Annotated in this window: 15 protein-coding genes; all 15 read right to left on the bottom strand. The window is 61.4% G+C overall.

The window, feature by feature from the left end:
* A complete protein-coding gene (gene nuoH, locus ACRESH_RS00595; RefSeq protein WP_431740105.1) occupies positions 1-1,008 on the bottom strand; it encodes an NADH-quinone oxidoreductase subunit NuoH in 1,008 nt (335 codons plus the stop codon).
* Positions 1,005-3,719: an NADH-quinone oxidoreductase subunit NuoG gene (gene nuoG, locus ACRESH_RS00590; protein ID WP_431740104.1), complete on the bottom strand. Its 2,715-nt coding sequence runs from the start codon at positions 3,717-3,719 to the stop codon at positions 1,005-1,007. The genes nuoH and nuoG overlap by 4 nt, the downstream gene beginning before the upstream one ends.
* 133 nt (positions 3,720-3,852) lie before the next feature.
* Positions 3,853-5,226 carry an NADH-quinone oxidoreductase subunit NuoF gene (nuoF, locus tag ACRESH_RS00585; protein WP_431740103.1) on the bottom strand — a complete coding sequence of 458 codons (1,374 nt, stop codon included), beginning with the start codon at positions 5,224-5,226 and terminating at the stop codon, positions 3,853-3,855.
* A complete protein-coding gene (gene nuoE / locus ACRESH_RS00580) occupies positions 5,223-5,720 on the bottom strand; it encodes an NADH-quinone oxidoreductase subunit NuoE (protein ID WP_012313767.1) in 498 nt (165 codons plus the stop codon). The genes nuoF and nuoE overlap by 4 nt, the downstream gene beginning before the upstream one ends.
* A 2-nt stretch (positions 5,721-5,722) precedes the next feature.
* Positions 5,723-7,504, bottom strand: a complete 1,782-nt coding sequence (gene nuoC, locus ACRESH_RS00575) for an NADH-quinone oxidoreductase subunit C/D (RefSeq protein ID WP_431740102.1) — start codon at positions 7,502-7,504, stop codon at positions 5,723-5,725.
* A 78-nt stretch (positions 7,505-7,582) separates the two neighbouring features.
* Entirely contained in the window at positions 7,583-8,260 is a 678-nt protein-coding gene (locus tag ACRESH_RS00570; RefSeq protein ID WP_010220398.1) for an NADH-quinone oxidoreductase subunit B, read from the bottom strand.
* A 10-nt stretch (positions 8,261-8,270) separates the two neighbouring features.
* Positions 8,271-8,684 (bottom strand): NADH-quinone oxidoreductase subunit A, encoded by a 414-nt coding sequence (locus tag ACRESH_RS00565; RefSeq protein ID WP_285860819.1) that lies wholly within the window; start codon positions 8,682-8,684, stop codon positions 8,271-8,273.
* Positions 8,685-9,042: 358 nt separating this feature from the next.
* Positions 9,043-9,705, bottom strand: a complete 663-nt coding sequence (locus ACRESH_RS00560) for a lysoplasmalogenase (protein ID WP_431740101.1) — start codon at positions 9,703-9,705, stop codon at positions 9,043-9,045.
* A gap of 186 nt (positions 9,706-9,891) precedes the next feature.
* The gene (gene aceA, locus ACRESH_RS00555) at positions 9,892-11,217 is read right to left on the bottom strand and encodes an isocitrate lyase (RefSeq protein WP_400169981.1); all 1,326 of its coding nucleotides are present in this window, start codon (positions 11,215-11,217) and stop codon (positions 9,892-9,894) included.
* 489 nt (positions 11,218-11,706) lie between these two features.
* Positions 11,707-12,441 (bottom strand): secretin N-terminal domain-containing protein, encoded by a 735-nt coding sequence (locus ACRESH_RS00550; protein ID WP_431740100.1) that lies wholly within the window; start codon positions 12,439-12,441, stop codon positions 11,707-11,709.
* 158 nt (positions 12,442-12,599) lie between these two features.
* Complete coding sequence (locus ACRESH_RS00545) at positions 12,600-13,034, bottom strand: GNAT family N-acetyltransferase (RefSeq protein WP_431740099.1); 435 nt, start codon at positions 13,032-13,034, stop codon at positions 12,600-12,602.
* Complete coding sequence (locus ACRESH_RS00540) at positions 13,027-14,193, bottom strand: JmjC domain-containing protein (protein ID WP_431740098.1); 1,167 nt, start codon at positions 14,191-14,193, stop codon at positions 13,027-13,029. The genes ACRESH_RS00545 and ACRESH_RS00540 overlap by 8 nt, the downstream gene beginning before the upstream one ends.
* Positions 14,194-14,275: 82 nt before the next feature.
* Positions 14,276-15,646: an adenylosuccinate lyase gene (gene purB / locus ACRESH_RS00535; RefSeq protein WP_431740097.1), complete on the bottom strand. Its 1,371-nt coding sequence runs from the start codon at positions 15,644-15,646 to the stop codon at positions 14,276-14,278.
* A gap of 134 nt (positions 15,647-15,780) precedes the next feature.
* The gene (hflD, locus tag ACRESH_RS00530) at positions 15,781-16,401 is read right to left on the bottom strand and encodes a high frequency lysogenization protein HflD (protein ID WP_431740096.1); all 621 of its coding nucleotides are present in this window, start codon (positions 16,399-16,401) and stop codon (positions 15,781-15,783) included.
* A complete protein-coding gene (gene mnmA / locus ACRESH_RS00525) occupies positions 16,401-17,522 on the bottom strand; it encodes a tRNA 2-thiouridine(34) synthase MnmA (protein ID WP_431740095.1) in 1,122 nt (373 codons plus the stop codon). The genes hflD and mnmA overlap by 1 nt, the downstream gene beginning before the upstream one ends.
* Between the last annotated feature and the right edge of the window lie 21 nt (positions 17,523-17,543).

Raw genomic sequence — 17,543 nt, 5'->3', positions numbered from 1 at the left:
TCACTGGGCCGCAACAGCTGGCGTGTTGAGCAACACGAGCGCAGCGGTCACCAGCAAATTGATCAGGGTCAGCGGCAGGCAGAACTTCCAGCCGAAGTCCATCACCTGGTCATAGCGCGGGCGCGGAATCGAGGCGCGCAGCAGGATGAACAGCATGATGAAGAACGCGGTCTTCAGAGCGAACCACAGGAACGGTACTTGCGGCAGGATGCCGAACGGACCGTGCCAGCCACCGAAGAACAGGGTTACCAGCAGCGCCGAGACCAGGATGATGCCGATGTACTCACCGACGAAGAACATGCCCCATTTCATCCCGGCGTATTCAATGTGGTAACCGTCGGCCAGTTCCTGTTCCGCTTCCGGCTGGTCGAACGGGTGACGGTGAGTCACGGCGACGCCAGCGATGAAGAAGGTGCAGAAGCCGAAGAACTGCGGAATGATGAACCACAGGTTCTGGGCCTGGTAGTCAACGATATCGCGCATGTTGAACGAGCCGGCCTGGGCAACGATGCCCATCAGCGCCAGGCCCATGAACACTTCGTACGACACGGTCTGGGCCGAGGCCCGCAGGCTGCCGAGCAGGGCGTACTTGTTGTTCGACGACCAGCCGGCGAACAGTACCGCGTACACCGACAGACCGGCCATGGCGAAGAAGAACAGCAGGCCGATGTTCAGGTCCGCGACACCCCAGGTCGGGGTGATCGGGATGATGGCGAAGGCGATCAGCAAGGCACTCATGGCCACCACCGGCGCCAGGGTGAAGATCATCTTGTCGACGAAGGGCGGGTTCCAGTCTTCCTTGAAGAACATCTTCAGCATATCGGCAGCGATCTGGAACATGCCGAACGGGCCGACGCGGTTCGGACCGTAACGGTCCTGCCACCAGCCCAGCAGGCGCCGCTCGACAAAACTGAGCAGCGCACCGCAGACCACCACGGCCAGCAGGACCACGATGGCCTTGATGACGGTGATGATCACATCGATCACTTCAGGGGTGAACCAGGTCATTGTGCTGCCTCCTGCAGGCCTTCGACGGATGCACCGAAGATGGCCGGTGGAATGCCGGCCAGGCCTTTGGGCAGGGCAACCAGGCCTGCGCCCAGTTCTTCATTGATACGCAATGGCAGACGCAGGGTCATGCCTGCCACGTTCACGCTGAGCATCGCGCCGTCGTTGACGCCCAGGCGGTCGGCTTCGGACTTGGCCAGGCCAACGTAGGCCTGTGGGATGCGCTCTTGCACCGGGGCGGCGCGCGAGGAGTTCTCTTCGCTGCCGAACAGGTGGTAGAACGGCACGACCTGCCAGGTACCACGGGCCGGGGAGAAGGCTGCCGGTACGCTGGCGAACCAGTTCAGCTTGTCACCCTCGGTTTCGATCAGGCGGGTGCCTGGGTCGCCTGCACGCAGGTGACCACCGACCTCGTCCTGGAACTTGTTCCAGGCTTGTGGCGAGTTCCAGCCCGGAGACCAGGCGAACGGCACTTGCGAACGCGGTTCGGCCGAACCCGAGTAACCTTCCATGGAGAAGGCGAAGGCGCTGTCCTTGTCTTGCGGAGTACGTGGCTCGTGCACGCTGATGTTGGCGCGCATGGCGGTACGACCGGAGTAACGCAGCGGCTCACGCGCAAGCTTCATGCCCTTGATGCGGAACGACGCGGATGGCGCGGCGTTGACGATGCCCGAGAGTTGCGGCGTGGCAGCGGCGCAGGCAGCGGTGACGTGGTCCAGCTGGGTCCAGTCCACCGGCTTGTTGAGCAGGGTCGCACGCAGGGCGTGCATCCAGCGCCAGCCTTCGTGAACCAGGATGCTGCTGTCCAGGTAGGTCGGATCGAACACCTGGAAGAAGCGCTGGGCACGGCCTTCCTGGCTGACCAGGGTGCCGTCGCCTTCGGCGAAGGTTGCCGCCGGCAGGACCAGGTGGGCGCGTTCGACGGTTGGGGTTTTCTGGTGATCGGCGACGATCACGACCTTGGCGGCGGCCAGGGCAGCGTCGACCTTGGCCGCTGGTACACGGCTGTACAGGTCGTTTTCGAGGACGACGATGGCGTCGGCCTTGCCGGCTATCACCGCGTCCAGGGCGGCATCGACGGACTCGCCACCGAGCATGGCCATACCCAGGCTGTTGGCCTCAGGCACCACCAGGCTCAGGGAACCGTTCTTCTCGCGCAGCTTCAGGGCTTTGGCGATGTTGGCGGCGGCCTCGATCAGCGCGCTGGAGGCCAGCGAAGTACCGGCAACCACCAGCGGACGGTTGGCGGCAACCAGGGCATCGGCGATGCGCTTGGCCAGGGCCAGGGCTTCGGCGTCCAGGCCTTCGACGGCAGGGGCGCTCGGGTCGATGGCGTGGGCCACGGCGAAACCGATACGGGCCAGGTCGTCAGGCGCGGCGTGTACGCATTCTTCAGCGACGTCATCGAGCTTGGTTTCGGCCAGGCTGGCGATGAACAGCGGGTACATGGCGTGCTGGCCGATGTTCTTCACCGCAGCATCCAGCCATGGCTGAACACGCATGGCATCGGCCATGGCTTCGGCCTTGCCCTTGACCGACTGGCGCAGGGCCAGGGCCACGCGGGCAGCAGTCTGGGTCAGGTCTTCGCCAAGGACGAACACCGCATCATGGTCTTCCATGTCGCGCAGGGTCGGGACCGGCAGCGGGCTGTCGTTGAGTACCTGCAGGGCCAGGCGCACGTGGGCCAGTTCAGCGGCTTCCATACCCGAGTAGAAGTGCTCGGCGCCGACCAGCTCGCGCAGGCCATAGTTGCTTTCCAGGCTGGCGCGTGGCGAACCGATACCGACGATGTTGCGACCGCGCAGCATGTCGGCGGCCTTGTCCAGCGCCGCGTCCAGGCTCAGCTTGCTGCCATCGGCCAGCAATGGCTGACGTGGACGGTCTTCGCGGTTGACATAGCCATAGCCAAAACGGCCACGGTCACAGAGGAAGTACTGGTTGACCGAACCGTTGAAACGGTTTTCGATCCGGCGCAGTTCGCCGTAACGCTCGCCCGGGCTGATGTTGCAACCGCTGGAGCAGCCATGGCAGATGCTCGGGGCGAACTGCATGTCCCATTTACGGTTGTAGCGCTCGGAGTGGGTCTTGTCGGTGAACACACCGGTCGGGCAGACCTCGGTGAGGTTGCCGGAGAACTCGCTTTCCAGGGTGCCGTCTTCAACGCGCCCGAAGTAGACGTTGTCGTGGGCACCGAACACGCCCAGGTCAGTACCGCCGGCGTAGTCCTTGTAGTAACGCACGCAGCGGTAGCAGGCGATGCAGCGGTTCATCTCGTGGGCGATGAACGGGCCGAGCTCCTGGTTCTGGTGAGTACGCTTGGTGAAACGGTAGCGGCGCTCGTTGTGGCCGGTCATCACCGTCATGTCTTGCAGGTGGCAGTGACCGCCTTCCTCGCAGACCGGGCAGTCGTGCGGGTGGTTGGTCATCAGCCATTCGACGACGCTGGCACGGAATACCTTGGCTTCTTCGTCTTCGATGGAAATCCAGCTGCCATCGGTGGCAGGGGTCATGCAGGACATGACGATACGACCACGGGTGTCGTTCTCGTCGGTGTACTGCTTGACTGCACACTGGCGGCAGGCACCGACGCTACCGAGCGCCGGGTGCCAGCAGAAATAGGGGATGTCGAGGCCTAGCGACAGACACGCCTGTAACAGGTTGTCTGCGCCGTTGACTTCGAGCTCTTTGCCGTCTACGTGGATAGTGGCCATGGTTCAAAGTTCTTCGTTGGCCCGCGTCTGCGGGCGTGGCTAATGGAAAACTGTGTGCCTGCAGCCCGCTACAGGTGTCCCCGGGCGAGCTGTGCAAGCAGCGGACGGCACGGACCGTCCGCATGTCTATTCGTTATGCGCCGACGACAATCGGCTTTGCCAGGTCCGGGCGCAGGCCGACAGCGGTGCTAACCGATGCCTGGTTGGCGATGCCAGCCTCGAACTCAGGGCGGAAGTACTTGATCGCGCTACCCAGCGGCTCAACGGCACCCGGTGCGTGAGCGCAGAAGGTCTTGCCTGGGCCGAGGAAGCCGACCAGACCCAGCAGGGTCTCGATGTCGCCCTGCTGGCCCTGGCCTTTCTCGAGGGCGCGCAGGAGCTTGACGCTCCATGGCAGGCCGTCGCGGCACGGGGTGCAGAAGCCACAGGATTCGCGGGCAAAGAACTCTTCCATGTTGCGCAGCAGCGACACCATGTTGACGCTGTCGTCCACGGCCATGGCCAGGCCGGTACCCATACGGGTGCCGACCTTGGCGATACCACCGGCGTACATTTGTGCGTCCAGGTGCTCGGGCAACAGGAAACCGGTACCGGCGCCGCCTGGCTGCCAGCACTTGAGCTTGAAGCCATCGCGCATGCCACCGGCGTAGTCTTCGAACAGCTCGCGGGCGCTGACGCCGAACGGCAGTTCCCACAGGCCCGGGTTCTTGACCTTGCCGGAGAAGCCCATCAGCTTGGTGCCGTGGTCTTCAGAGCCTTCGCGGGCCAGCGACTTGTACCAGTCGATGCCATTGCCGACGATGGCCGGCACGTTGCACAGGGTCTCGACGTTGTTCACGCACGTCGGCTTGCCCCAGACGCCAACGGCGGCAGGGAAGGGCGGCTTGGAGCGCGGATTGGCGCGGCGGCCTTCGAGGGAGTTGATCAGTGCGGTTTCTTCACCGCAGATGTAGCGACCGGCACCGGTGTGGACGAACAGCTCGAAGTCGAAGCCGCTGCCGAGGATGTTCTTGCCCAGCAGGCCTGCAGCCTTGGCTTCCTCGACCGCACGGGTGAGGTTGCGCGCTGCGGTGGTGTATTCGCCACGCAGGAAGATATAGCCGCGGTAGGCTTTCAGCGCGCGGGCACTGATGAGCATGCCTTCGATCAGCAGATGAGGCTGTTGCTCCATCAGCATGCGGTCTTTCCAGGTGTTGGGCTCCATTTCATCCGCGTTGCACAGCAGGTAGCGGATGTTCATGGATTCGTCTTTGGGCATCAGGCCCCATTTGACGCCCGTTGGGAAGCCCGCGCCGCCGCGGCCCTTGAGACCGGAGTCTTTCACGGTCTGCACGATATCGTCCTGGGACATCTGCGCCAGGGCCTTGCGGGCGGCGCTGTAGCCGTCCTTGGCCTGGTATTCGTCCAGCCACAGCGGCTCGCCGTCGTCGCGCAGGCGCCAGGTCAGCGGATGGGTCTCGGCGCTGCGGGCAATGCGGTTGGCCGGGCCGAAGGAAGTGATGGTCATACGTAACCCTCCAGCAACTTGGAGACGCCAGCAGGCTGGACATCGCCAAAGGTGTCGTCGTCGATCATCAGCGCCGGGGCCTTGTCGCAGTTACCCAGGCAGCACACTGGCAGCAGGGTGAAGCGGCCGTCGGCGGTGGTCTGGCCCAGGCCAATGCCCAGCTCGCTCTGAATCTGGCTGACCACCGATTCGTGGCCGCCGATGTAGCAGACCATGCTGTCGCAAACGCGGATGATGTGCCGGCCAACCGGCTGACGGAAGATCTGACTATAGAAGGTGGCTACGCCTTCGACGTCGCTGGCGGGGATGCCGAGCACTTCGCCGATGGCATAGATGGCGCCGTCCGGCACCCAGCCGCGTTCCTTCTGAACGATCTTCAGGGCTTCGATGGACGCCGCGCGCGGGTCCTCGTAGTGATGCATCTCGTGCTCGATGGCCGAGCGCTCGGTTTCGCTCAGGGCGAAACGGTCGGTTTGGATAAGCGTGCTGTTCATGCTTAGCGGTCCACGTCAGCCATAACGAAGTCGATACTGCCCAGGTACGCAATGAGGTCCGCGACCATGCTGCCGCGGATCACCGAAGGGATCTGCTGCAGGTGCGGGTAGCTCGGGGTGCGAATCCGGGTGCGGTAGCTCATGGTGCCGCCGTCGCTCGTCAGGTAGTAACTGTTGATGCCCTTGGTCGCCTCGATCATCTGGAAGGATTCGTTGGCCGGCATGACCGGGCCCCACGACACTTGCAGGAAGTGAGTGATCAGGGTTTCGATGTGCTGCAGGGTGCGCTCTTTCGGCGGCGGCGTGGTCAGCGGGTGATCCGCCTTGTACGGGCCTTCCGGCATGTTGCGCAGGCACTGGTCGATGATGCGGATACTCTGGCGCATCTCCTCGACACGGACCATGCAGCGATCGTAGGCATCGCCGTTGTGGGCCAGCGGTACTTCAAACTCGAAGTTCTCGTAGCCAGAATAAGGACGCGCTTTGCGCAGGTCGAAGTCAAGGCCGGTGGAACGCAGGCCGGCACCGGTTACGCCCCACTCCAGGGCTTCTTTGGTGTTGTACTGGGCAACGCCGATGGTCCGGCCCTTGAGAATGCTGTTCTGCAGGGCAGCCTTGGTGTACTCGTCGAGGCGCTTTGGCAGCCATTCGACGAAGTCTTTCACCAGCTTGTCCCAACCGCGCGGCAGGTCGTGGGCGACGCCGCCGATGCGGTACCAGGCCGGGTGCAGGCGGAAACCGGTGATGGCTTCGATCACGGTGTAGGCGCGCTGACGGTCGGTAAAGGTGAAGAATACCGGGGTCATGGCGCCAACGTCCTGGATGTAGGTACCCAGGAACAGCAGGTGGCTGGTGATCCGGAAGAACTCGGCCAGCATGATGCGGATCACGTCGACCTTCTGTGGCACCTGGATGCCGGCCAGCTTCTCGACCGCGAGCACGTACGGCAGGTTGTTCATCACCCCACCGAGGTAGTCGATACGGTCGGTGTAGGGAATGAAGCTGTGCCAGGACTGGCGCTCGGCCATCTTCTCGGCACCACGGTGGTGGTAGCCGATGTCCGGGACACAGTCGACGATCTCTTCACCGTCCAGTTGCAGGACGATACGGAAGGCACCGTGAGCCGACGGGTGGTTCGGGCCGAGGTTGAGGAACATGTAGTCCTCATTGGTACCGTGGCGCTTCATGCCCCAGGCCTCGGGGTTGAAGCGCGCAGCTTCTTCCTCAAGCTGCTGCTTGGCCAGGGTCAGGCTGTACGGATCGAATTCGGTCGCGCGCGCCGGGTAATCCTTGCGCAGGGGGTGACCTTCCCAGGTCGGCGGCATCATGATACGGGTCAGGTGTGGGTGGCCGGCAAAGTCGATGCCGAACATGTCCCAGACTTCGCGCTCATACCAGTTGGCGTTTGGCCAGATACCGGTCACGGTTGGCAGGTTCAGGTCGCCTTCGCTCAAGGCTACCTTGATCATGACGTCACTGTTCCGTTCCACCGACATCAGGTGATAGAACACGCTGAAGTCGGCCCCTGGCAGGCCACGACGCTGGGTGCGCAGACGCTCGTCCACGCCGTGCAGGTCATAGAGCATGCTGTACGGTTTGGCAACGTTACGCAGGAAGGTCAGTACTTCCTTGAGTTTGGCGCGGGTAACCCAAAGCACCGGCATGCCGGTGCGGGTTTCCTGGGCGACGAACGCCTCGGGGCCAAATTTGTTGTTCAGTTCGACAACCACATCCTGGTCGTCAGCCTTGTAAGGCGGGATATAAATAGCGGTGTCCGCTGTCATGGTCTCGGTCGCTTTCGGTCAACGTAGAGAATGAAGCCAGGCTGCCTGTCGCGCATGCGCAGGCAACAGGTCGCTGGATCAGACTTCGTCGGGGCTGCGCAGGTTGGTGACCTGGATGCGCTGTTCACGGCGTTGCTCTTTCTGCGACGGCATCTCGGCACGGTAGATGCCTTGATCACCGACAACCCAGGAAAGAGGACGACGCTCCTGGCCAATCGACTCCTGCAACAGCATCAGACCTTGCAGGAAGGCTTCAGGGCGAGGCGGGCAGCCAGGGACATAGACATCCACGGGGAGGAACTTGTCGACCCCTTGAACGACCGAGTAAATGTCGTACATGCCACCGGAGTTGGCGCACGAACCCATGGAGATGACCCACTTGGGTTCAAGCATCTGCTCGTACAGGCGCTGGATGATCGGCGCCATCTTGATGAAGCAGGTGCCGGCGATGACCATGAAGTCGGCCTGGCGCGGCGATGCCCGGATGACCTCGGCGCCGAAGCGGGCGATGTCGTGGGGCGCCGTGAAGGCCGTGGTCATTTCCACGTAGCAGCAGGAGAGGCCGAAGTTGTACGGCCACAGGGAGTTCTTACGCCCCCAGTTGACCGCGCCACTGAGCACATCTTCAAGTTTGCCCATGAAGATGTTCTTGTGGACCTGGTCCTCTAGCAGCGAATCGGAGACGGTTTCCCGCTCTCCGATTGGATATTGCTCGTTGGGAGCATCCGGGTCGATTCTGGTGAGATTGTATTGCATTGCCAAAGCCTCATTGTTTCAGCTTCGCTTGCCGCATGCGACGACCTACGGGAGCCCAATCGAGCGCCCCAACCCGCCAAAGGTAGACAAGACCAGCCAACAGAATTGCTATGAAAACGAGTGCCTCGACGAATCCGGTCCAGCCGCTTTCGCGGACGGACACAGACCAGGCAAAGAGAAAGAGGGCTTCGATATCGAAAATCACGAACAGCATCGCGACCAGATAGAATTTGGCTGACAGGCGCAAGCGGGCGCCGCCAGTGGGCAGCATGCCGGACTCGAAGGGTTCGTTCTTGCTACGGCCCCAGGCCTTGCTACCGAGCAGGGCGGACAGACCGAGCATGAAGGCACAGAGGCCGACGACACCCAAAAGGAAAATGGCAAAGCCCCAGTTGTGGGCGATGAGTCCTGTCGAATCGGGCATGCTGAAAATCCTTATACAGAGACCAGTCTCTGCGGCTTGGAAAGTAGTAAAGCAGTGACGATATGTCGCAGCGGAGTCTATCGCGCTGATTTTATGGGTAAACCCGGTGCAAGTAAAATTTCTGCAGCAAATTTATTCGTAGGATTAAGAACAAAAATCTTTCGTAGCTCGCTGCAAGCCGCATGGGGCGGGCATTGCCTCGGGTTTTGTTAATTATGTTTCTTGCACAGCGTAATGAAACTGCAACCTAGAAATGATAATTAATATCATCTACAGGTGTGCAATTCGTCCTACTGTTAAGGTCAACTACAAAGTTGTGCGGCATCGGCATCACCTTCAAGTTTCCACACCTTGTGTTTTAACCGAATTTATCCTGGCTTGCCGCGGCCTGGATCAAGGTTTTTGACGCTCGGCTGGTGTAGGCCGAAGCGGCAATCGCCCACTGTCCCAGCCAGTAGGCGAGGATGATCAGGTAGGGGGCGGCCTGGAAATGGCCGACAAAGCGGTCGATGCCGATCAGGCTGTCGGAGAACACGAAGGCGATCGCGCCCAGCGCCGCAACACCACCACAGGCCAGGGCGCGCCAGAGCATCGCGCTGATGGCCAGGGCATACACCGTCACAGGAATCAGTAACTCACCCAGGCCATGGCTGATCAGCAATGCCAGTAGCGCCGTGCCGACTATCAGTGAGATCGCCAGGGCCCAGGTTGCCCGTTGCCGCGTTTCGCTCAGGTAGCCGCGCAGGTAGGCCAGGTGTGCGCAGAGAAATGCCGCCAGGCCAAATACGAACAGATCGCCAGGCATGGCCAAAAGGATGTCGCCGAGTAGCGAAAAAACCAGGCCTATCGTGATCCAGCGTCGGTAGTGGGAAGGTTCGGCGGCCTTGAGCCAGAAGATCAGGGCCAGTACCGGAATCGGTTTGACCGCAAGGCCGAGCAACGCATTGTCGCTGGCCAGTGCATATAGATAGAGGGCCGCGCCGAGCAGGGCCAGGCAGAGCAGGGTGAAGGGGCGGGGCATGGCCGATCCTTGGTGTTGTTGTGCACCTAGCATAGCCAATGGGGATTTATAGGAAAGTGCCGAATCGGTCGAATCGCGGGGCAAGTCGAGTCGTCGCACTGCCGCGCCACAGAAAAACAAAACCCGGAGCCCCATCACAGGCCCCGGGTTTTGTCTGTCACCCGAATTTCAGCAACCGATCATTGATCAGTGGAACTGCTCTTCTTCAGTCGAGCCGGTCAGTGCGGTAACCGAAGACTTGCCACCCTGGATCACGGTGGTCATGTCGTCGAAGTAGCCGGTGCCGACTTCCTGCTGGTGGGCCACGAAGGTATAGCCTTTCGAAGCGTCAGCGAACTCCTGCTCTTGCAGTTTCACGTAGGCGGTCATGTCGTTGCGGGCGTAGTCGTGCGCCAGGTTGAACATGCCGTGCCACATGTTGTGGATACCGGCCAGGGTGATGAACTGGTGCTTGTAGCCCATGGCCGACAGTTCGCGCTGGAACTTGGCGATAGTCGCGTCGTCCAGGTTCTTCTTCCAGTTGAAAGAAGGCGAGCAGTTGTAGGACAGGATCTGGTCCGGGTATTCCTTCTTGATCGCTTCGGCGAAGCGACGGGCTTCGTCCAGGTCCGGCTTGGCGGTTTCACACCAGATCAGGTCGGCATAAGGAGCGTAGGCCAGGCCGCGGGCAATGGCTTGATCCAGGCCGGCACGAACCTTGTAGAAACCTTCCTGGGTGCGTTCGCCGACCACGAATGGCTGGTCGTACGGGTCGCAGTCGCTGGTCAGCAGGTCAGCGGCGTTGGCGTCGGTACGGGCCAGGATGATGGTCGGTACACCGGCAACGTCAGCTGCCAGACGGGCAGCGTTGAGCTTCTGAACGGCTTCCTGGGTCGGAACCAGTACCTTGCCGCCCATGTGGCCGCATTTTTTCACCGAGGCCAGCTGGTCTTCGAAGTGAACGCCGGCGGCGCCTGCTTCGATCATGTTCTTCATCAGCTCGTAGGCGTTCAGTACGCCGCCGAAACCGGCTTCAGCGTCAGCCACGATTGGTGCGAAGTAGTCGATGTAGCCGTCATCACCTGGGTTCTTGCCGGCTTTCCACTGGATCTGGTCGGCACGACGGAACGAGTTGTTGATGCGCTTGACCACGGTTGGAACCGAATCCACCGGGTACAGCGACTGGTCTGGGTACATGGACTCGGCCGAGTTGTTGTCGGCAGCCACTTGCCAGCCGGACAGGTAGATAGCCTGGATACCGGCCTTAACCTGTTGAACAGCCTGGCCGCCGGTCAGGGCGCCCATGCAGTTGACGAAATCTTTTTCCGGGCGGAAGGACGGGTGTGCGCCCTGGGTGACCAGTTTCCACAGCTTTTCGGCACCCATGCGGGCCAGGGTGTGCTCAGGCTGGACCGAGCCACGCAGGCGTACGACATCGGCGGCGGTGTAGGTACGGGTCACGCCTTTCCAGCGCGGGTTCTCGGCCCAGTCTTTTTCGAGGGCTGCAATTTGCTGTTCGCGTGTCAGTGCCATGGAAATAAACCTCGTCGCATCGGTCTTGGAAAAAATTCTCGCTCACACAGCGCAGATCAGAAGCCTGGCGTAAGTCATGTTCAGCGAAATATGCGACGGTCGAACGATGGGGCTCGAAGAGGGGAAGTGAGCAGGCGTGGGCGAGGTTTTCGCTGCAGGGTGGCTCGTGGATGCCTAACTGCAGTGAACAGTGCTGCCGGGTGCCTCATGATGCGCTTCCGTCCCTCGGGACAACTTCGTTCCAGTCGCAATCTCGTCAAACTGCCTTGTGGGCTGTACAGACACGAGTCGGCTCAGGTGGGTAGCTTAGAGCGCGGCTCGAAGGCCCTTGCCAGGGCCTCTGATTAGCGGGAGCGGGGCCATCATGCCTCTACCAAATGAGGTCGTCAAATGTTTTGTAGTGCTTTTTTATTGCCACTACATCTTTTGTCTAATGCGACTCATCAGTCAGTTCCGAGGCCGTTGGTCGAGGCCTTGATTTGCCTGGCTTCAGTCCAGAGCGTCGACTTTTACCCGCAAAGTCATGTTCTCACCGCGCTGGGTGCTGTAACTGAGGGCTGAAGCACTGCGTTCGGACTGGCTCTGCTGGTTGACACCGGCCAGGGTGATCCATTCGCCGAGTTTGCCGCTGACTTTTGTGTCGGTGCTTTGAACCTTCACTACATCGGGACGTTCCTGGCTCATCCGGTCATTGTTGGTGCTGATGCTCAGCTTAACGGTGTCGCCGCTGACGTTTGCGGTGACATAGAAGCCCTGGGTGACGTTGCGGTACTCAGTGTCACTTTGCACGCGGCCAAAGCCATCGGTGCTGGTGCTGGTGATCGGAATGCTCTGGCCGACCTGGATCAGTGCCGGGCTGCCTTCGGTGGCTTGCACCTGCTGCAGGCCGCCTTCGCGGTTGGCGGTGCCGTAGCGGATGACGCGGGCGTTACCGCGGTTATCCTGGAAGTTGCTGTCGTTGTTGTCGACGCTGATCATCAGGCGCCGCGGCGCAGTGTCCAGTTGTTGCAGCAGAGTGCGCAGGTCGTCGATGCGCTGGGGGGCGGCATTGACGATAAGCTTGTTTTCAAAGGCACTGACGCTGCCATCCTTGCCGATGAAGGATTGTGCGGTGGGGAGCAGTTCGGTGCTGGTGCGGTGGTTCAGCGGCAGGACTTCGGTGGCGGCCAGCGCACTCAGGCTGAACGACAGAAGCAGGGAGGCGAGTAGGGGGCGTAGCGGCATGTCCATGATCTCCGCGGGTGGAGTAGACATGATGGCAAATTTGTAGGGGTTGTGGGTATTTGAGCGTGTGGGATTCATCCGCGAAGGACTGCGTAGCCGTCCAGGTTTGGGGCCGCGATGCGGCCCTTCGCGGATGAATCCGCTCTCACACTCGACAGTCAGGCCAGTTCGCGTGACTCGCGAACCATATCCACGTGGGGAATCCCTGCTTCGAGGAACTCCTCGCTGACCACCTTGAAGCCAAGGCGCTCGTAGAATGGCGTGGCCTGCACTTGGGCGCTGAGCATTTGCTGCTTGAGGTCGCGGTTCTGCGCTTCGACGATAATAGCCTGCATTAGCGCATCGCCGACTTTCAGGCCGCGCCAGTCCTTGAGTACCGACACCCGGCCAATCTGGCCGTCGGTCAACAGGCGGGCCGTGCCGATGGCGTAGTCGCCTTCCAGGGCGAGGAAGTGCACGGCGCTGTTGTCGTCGGCATCCCATTCCAGTTCTGGCGGTACGCATTGCTCGGCGATGAAGACGGCTTCACGAATGCGGCGGATGTCGGCGTTGTCTTTGTGCCAGTCGGCAAGGCGGACCCGAATCTTATTCATTGGCAAACCCCAAGCTTCCTTGTTTGACCAGTTCGCAGATCAAGGTAATGCCTTGATCGCTTTCAAGCCATTGCTCAAGGTTTTCGATATGCAACGCATCGGCGGCGCAGATCAGTTTCAGCAGTTCGCGCAGGTCGCCCGGCAGCAGACGGCTTTGACCGCTGGCGAACAGCAGCAGGTTGTCATCGACTTCCGACCAGGCCAGGCGGGCGCTTGGATTGCGGATCAGGATTGCGCCCTGGGCCAGGCTTTCGATCAGTTCCGCTTCGTCCAGCGGCTCGCCACTGACCATCTCTGGGTAGCGTGGCTCGGTCATGAACTGGCCGAACCAGGTCAGCAGCAGGCGTTCGTCGCCCATGTGCTCGGTCAGCAGGTTCTTCAGGCGGTCCAGGGCGTCGTGCTGGATCTGGTGCGGGTCGCTGACCGGTTTGGCGTCGGCGTCGCTGTAGCGCTCTTCGTCAGGCAGGAACTGGCTGAGGAAGTCAGTGAAGTGAGTCAACACTTCAGCGGCGCTCGGCGCACGGAAGCCCACCGAGTAGGTCAGGCAGTTGTCTTCGGCGATGCCGTAGTGGGCCAGGCGTGGCGGCAGGTAGAGCATGTCGCCTGGTTCCAGGGTCCACTCTTCGCTTTGCTCGAATTCAGCCAGGATGCGCAGGTCGGCGTGCTCGATCAGGGGGCTGTCGCTGTCGCAGACCTGGCCGATCTTCCAGTTGCGCTTGCCCTGGCCTTGCAGCAGGAATACGTCGTAGTTGTCGAAGTGCGGGCCGACACTACCGCCTGGGGCGGCGAAGCTGATCATCACATCGTCGATGCGCCAGCTCGGCAGGAAGCGGAAGTGCTCCAGCAGCTCGTGGACTTCTGGCACGAACTGATCCACCGCCTGCACCAGCAGGGTCCAGTCGCGCTCGGGCAGCGTGCTGAAAGTGTCTTCCTCGAATGGGCCGCGACGCAGCTCCCACGGGCGCTCGCCGTGTTCGATGACCAGGCGCGATTCGACTTCTTCTTCCAGGGCCAGGCCGGCCAGCTCGTCGGCATCGATCGGGCTTTCGAAGTCGGTAAAAGCCTGGCGTACCAACAGAGGCTTTTTCTGCCAGTAGTCGCGCATGAATTCGCGGGCAGTGAGGCCGCCCAGCAGCTGCAGTGGAGTATCAGGATTCATGTGTAACCTATTGAAAAAAAGTAATTTTCTTTCGGGAATAAAAACGCCCGGCTGAGCCGGGCGTTTACGCGCAGGGCGCAGATCAGATGCGTTTGGCTTGAGCCGCAGCATTGCCGATGTAGGAGGCAGGCGTCAGCTTTTTCAGCTCGGCGCGGGCTTCAGCCGGCATGTCCAGGCCATCGATGAAGGTCAGCAGCGCTTCAGGGCTGATGCCTTTGCCACGGGTCAGCTCCTTGAGCTTCTCGTAGGGGTTCTCGATGTCGTAGCGGCGCATGACGGTCTGGATCGGCTCGGCGAGGACTTCCCAGCAGGCGTCCAGGTCTTCGGCGATACGGGCTTCATTGATTTCCAGCTTGCTGATGCCCTTGAGGCTGGCCTCGTAGGCGATCACGCTGTGGGCGAAGCCAACGCCCAGGTTGCGCAGCACAGTGGAGTCGGTCAGGTCGCGCTGCCAGCGCGAGATCGGCAGCTTGCTGGCCAGGTGCTGGAACAGCGCGTTGGCGATACCCAGGTTGCCTTCGGAGTTTTCAAAGTCGATCGGGTTGACCTTGTGCGGCATGGTCGAGGAGCCGATTTCGCCAGCGATGGTGCGCTGCTTGAAGTAGCCCAGGGAGATGTAGCCCCAGATATCGCGGTCGAAGTCGATCAGGATGGTGTTGAAGCGGGCGATCGCGTCGAACAGTTCGGCGATGTAGTCGTGTGGCTCGATCTGGGTGGTGTACGGGTTGAGCACCAGGCCCAGCTCGTCTTCGATGAAGGCGCGGGCGTTGGCTTCCCAGTCGATCTGCGGGTAGGCCGACAGGTGGGCGTTGTAGTTGCCCACGGCGCCGTTGATCTTGCCCAGCAGGGGTACAGCGGCAACCTGAGCGATCTGGCGCTCAAGACGGTAGACGACGTTGGCCAGCTCTTTACCCAGAGTAGTCGGCGAAGCCGGTTGACCGTGGGTGCGCGACAGCATCGGCACGTCGGCGAAGCGGTGAGCCAGCTCACGGATAGCCTGGGCGATCTGGCGCATCAGCGGCAACAGCACGTCGTCACGGCCAGCGCGCAGCATCAGGGCGTGGGACAGGTTGTTGATGTCTTCACTGGTGCAGGCGAAGTGAATGAACTCGCTGACCTTGGCCAGTTCTGGCAGCTTGGCAGCCTGCTCTTTGAGCAGGTACTCAATGGCCTTGACGTCGTGGTTGGTGGTGCGCTCGATTTCTTTCACGCGTTCGGCGTGTTCGAGGGCGAACTCATCGGCCAGGCCATTGAGCAAGGCGTTGGCTTCAGCGGAAAGCGCTGGAACTTCAGGGATTTGCGGATGAGCGGCGAGGCGCTGCAACCAGCGCACCTCGACCAGGGCGCGGAAACGGATCAGGCCGTATTCGCTGAAAATAGGGCGCAGGGCCTGGGTTTTGCCGGCGTAACGGCCGTCAACAGGGGAAACCGCAGTGAGCGAGGAAAGCTGCATGGGGTGTTCTCGGACAGTCAGGCTTTGAAGAGGGCGCATATCATACATGAAAAACGCGCCCGGGTCGGGTGGCTGACAAAAGGTAATGCCAGCAGGTCAATCCAGTGGTCTGGGCCGCAGGGCAGCCCTTGAAATCAGCCGCGCAACATCGGATACAGTTCTTTGAGCAGTTTGCGCCGGCTGACCACCAGCTGCCAGCGATGCCCGCCCAGCTGGCGCCACAGGCGCGCAGCACGAATGCCGGCGAGCAGCAGGGCGCGGATCTTCGAGGCGTTGCTTGGCTGCTGCAGATGGCGCATGTCACCGTGGACCTGAATGCGCTGGCGCAGGGTGCTCAAGGTGTCTTGGTACAGGGCGCCGCTGGAGGCAATGACGTTCTCGTGCACCAGGCCGAAATGCTCGGCCTGGGACTGGATCTGTGGCAGTCGGTTACCGATCACATCAAGCATGTCGCCGCGCTTGGCCAGTTGACGCTCAAGGCCAAGCATCGACAGTGCGTAGCGCAGCGGTTCGCGCTGCAGGCTGCCCGGATCACGCTCAAGAGCACTAGCCAGGGCGCGGTAGCCGTCACGCAGGTTGAGATCGTCGCCACCGAACACTTCCAGGGTACTTTGCGGGTCACGCACCAGCAGGCTGCCAAGCATGCAACCCAGGTTCGCCTCGCTGGCCTGGCCGGTGCGGGCAATGCGGTCAACCAGTACGGCGGCCTGGAACACGCCGCCCAGCGCAATCAACTGCTCTTGGATCGAGCTCATCAGTGCGCGCTCCACGGCTCGGCCGTCTCGATCACGCCGCCACCCAGGCAGATTTCGCCGTCATAGAACACCACCGACTGGCCCGGGGTCACGGCCCGTTGTGGCTCGTCGAACACCGCACGGTAGCCGCTTGCGCTCAGCTCCAGGGTGCAGTCCTGATCGCTCTGGCGGTAACGCACCTTGGCGGTCAGGCGCCGTGGGCTGGACAGGTCGATCGGGTTGACCCAGAAAATCTCCGACGCCAGCAAGGCGCGGGAGAACAGCCATGGATGCTCGTTGCCCTGGCCAACCACCAGCACGTTGCGCTCGAGGTCTTTTTCCAGCACGTACCACGGCTCGTCACCGGCATCCTTGAGGCCGCCGATGCCCAGGCCCTGGCGCTGGCCGATGGTGTGGTACATCAGGCCGTGATGGCGACCGATCACTTCACCGTCAGTGGTCTGGATTTCGCCGGGCTGCGCTGGCAGGTATTGCTTGAGGAAGTCGCTGAAGCGCCGTTCGCCAATAAAGCAGATGCCGGTGGAGTCTTTCTTCTTCGCTGTGGCCAGGCCATGTTTCTCGGCGATGGCACGTACTTCGGGCTTTTCCAGTTCGCCAACAGGGAACAGGGTGCGGGCGATTTCCTTGCCGCCGACAGCGTGCAGGAAGTAGCTCTGGTCCTTGTTCGGGTCCAGGCCTTTGAGCAGTTCGGTGCGTCCGTCGGTGTCACGGCGGCGCACGTAATGGCCGGTAGCGATCAGGTCGGCGCCGAGCATCAGGGCGTAGTCGAGGAACGCCTTGAACTTGATTTCGCGGTTGCACAGGATATCCGGGTTCGGCGTGCGACCGGCCTTGTATTCGGCCAGGAAGTGCTCGAACACGTGGTCCCAGTATTCGGCGGCGAAGTTGGCGGTATGCAGCTTGATGCCAATGCGGTCGCAGACGGCCTGGGCATCGGCCAGGTCTTCGCGGGCGGTGCAGTACTCGGTGCCGTCATCCTCTTCCCAGTTCTTCATGAACAGGCCTTCCACCTGGTAGCCCTGTTCCATCAGCAGGAGGGCGGAGACGGAAGAATCCACGCCGCCGGACATGCCGACAATAACGCGTGTCTTTTCGGGTTCGTAAAGTGCTGGACTGGTCATAGGTACCGGCTGTGTATCTGG

It is taken from the genome of Pseudomonas sp. (assembly GCF_050739775.1).
Classification (GTDB): Bacteria; Pseudomonadota; Gammaproteobacteria; order Pseudomonadales; family Pseudomonadaceae; genus Aquipseudomonas.
This window is presented reverse-complemented; position numbering and strand designations above follow the sequence as displayed.

Bases quoted from the DNA above. Each gene is read 5' to 3' on its own strand.
- nuoH (WP_431740105.1), bottom strand. From the start codon at position 1,008: ATGACCTGGTTCACCCCTGAAGTGATCGATGTGATCATCACCGTCATC.
- nuoG (WP_431740104.1), bottom strand. From the start codon at position 3,719: ATGGCCACTATCCACGTAGACGGCAAAGAGCTCGAAGTCAACGGCGCA.
- nuoF (WP_431740103.1), bottom strand. From the start codon at position 5,226: ATGACCATCACTTCCTTCGGCCCGGCCAACCGCATTGCCCGCAGCGCC.
- nuoE (WP_012313767.1), bottom strand. From the start codon at position 5,720: ATGAACAGCACGCTTATCCAAACCGACCGTTTCGCCCTGAGCGAAACC.
- nuoC (WP_431740102.1), bottom strand. From the start codon at position 7,504: ATGACAGCGGACACCGCTATTTATATCCCGCCTTACAAGGCTGACGAC.
- ACRESH_RS00570 (WP_010220398.1), bottom strand. From the start codon at position 8,260: ATGCAATACAATCTCACCAGAATCGACCCGGATGCTCCCAACGAGCAA.
- ACRESH_RS00565 (WP_285860819.1), bottom strand. From the start codon at position 8,684: ATGCCCGATTCGACAGGACTCATCGCCCACAACTGGGGCTTTGCCATT.
- ACRESH_RS00560 (WP_431740101.1), bottom strand. From the start codon at position 9,705: ATGCCCCGCCCCTTCACCCTGCTCTGCCTGGCCCTGCTCGGCGCGGCC.
- aceA (WP_400169981.1), bottom strand. From the start codon at position 11,217: ATGGCACTGACACGCGAACAGCAAATTGCAGCCCTCGAAAAAGACTGG.
- ACRESH_RS00550 (WP_431740100.1), bottom strand. From the start codon at position 12,441: ATGCCGCTACGCCCCCTACTCGCCTCCCTGCTTCTGTCGTTCAGCCTG.
- ACRESH_RS00545 (WP_431740099.1), bottom strand. From the start codon at position 13,034: ATGAATAAGATTCGGGTCCGCCTTGCCGACTGGCACAAAGACAACGCC.
- ACRESH_RS00540 (WP_431740098.1), bottom strand. From the start codon at position 14,193: ATGAATCCTGATACTCCACTGCAGCTGCTGGGCGGCCTCACTGCCCGC.
- purB (WP_431740097.1), bottom strand. From the start codon at position 15,646: ATGCAGCTTTCCTCGCTCACTGCGGTTTCCCCTGTTGACGGCCGTTAC.
- hflD (WP_431740096.1), bottom strand. From the start codon at position 16,401: ATGAGCTCGATCCAAGAGCAGTTGATTGCGCTGGGCGGCGTGTTCCAG.
- mnmA (WP_431740095.1), bottom strand. From the start codon at position 17,522: ATGACCAGTCCAGCACTTTACGAACCCGAAAAGACACGCGTTATTGTC.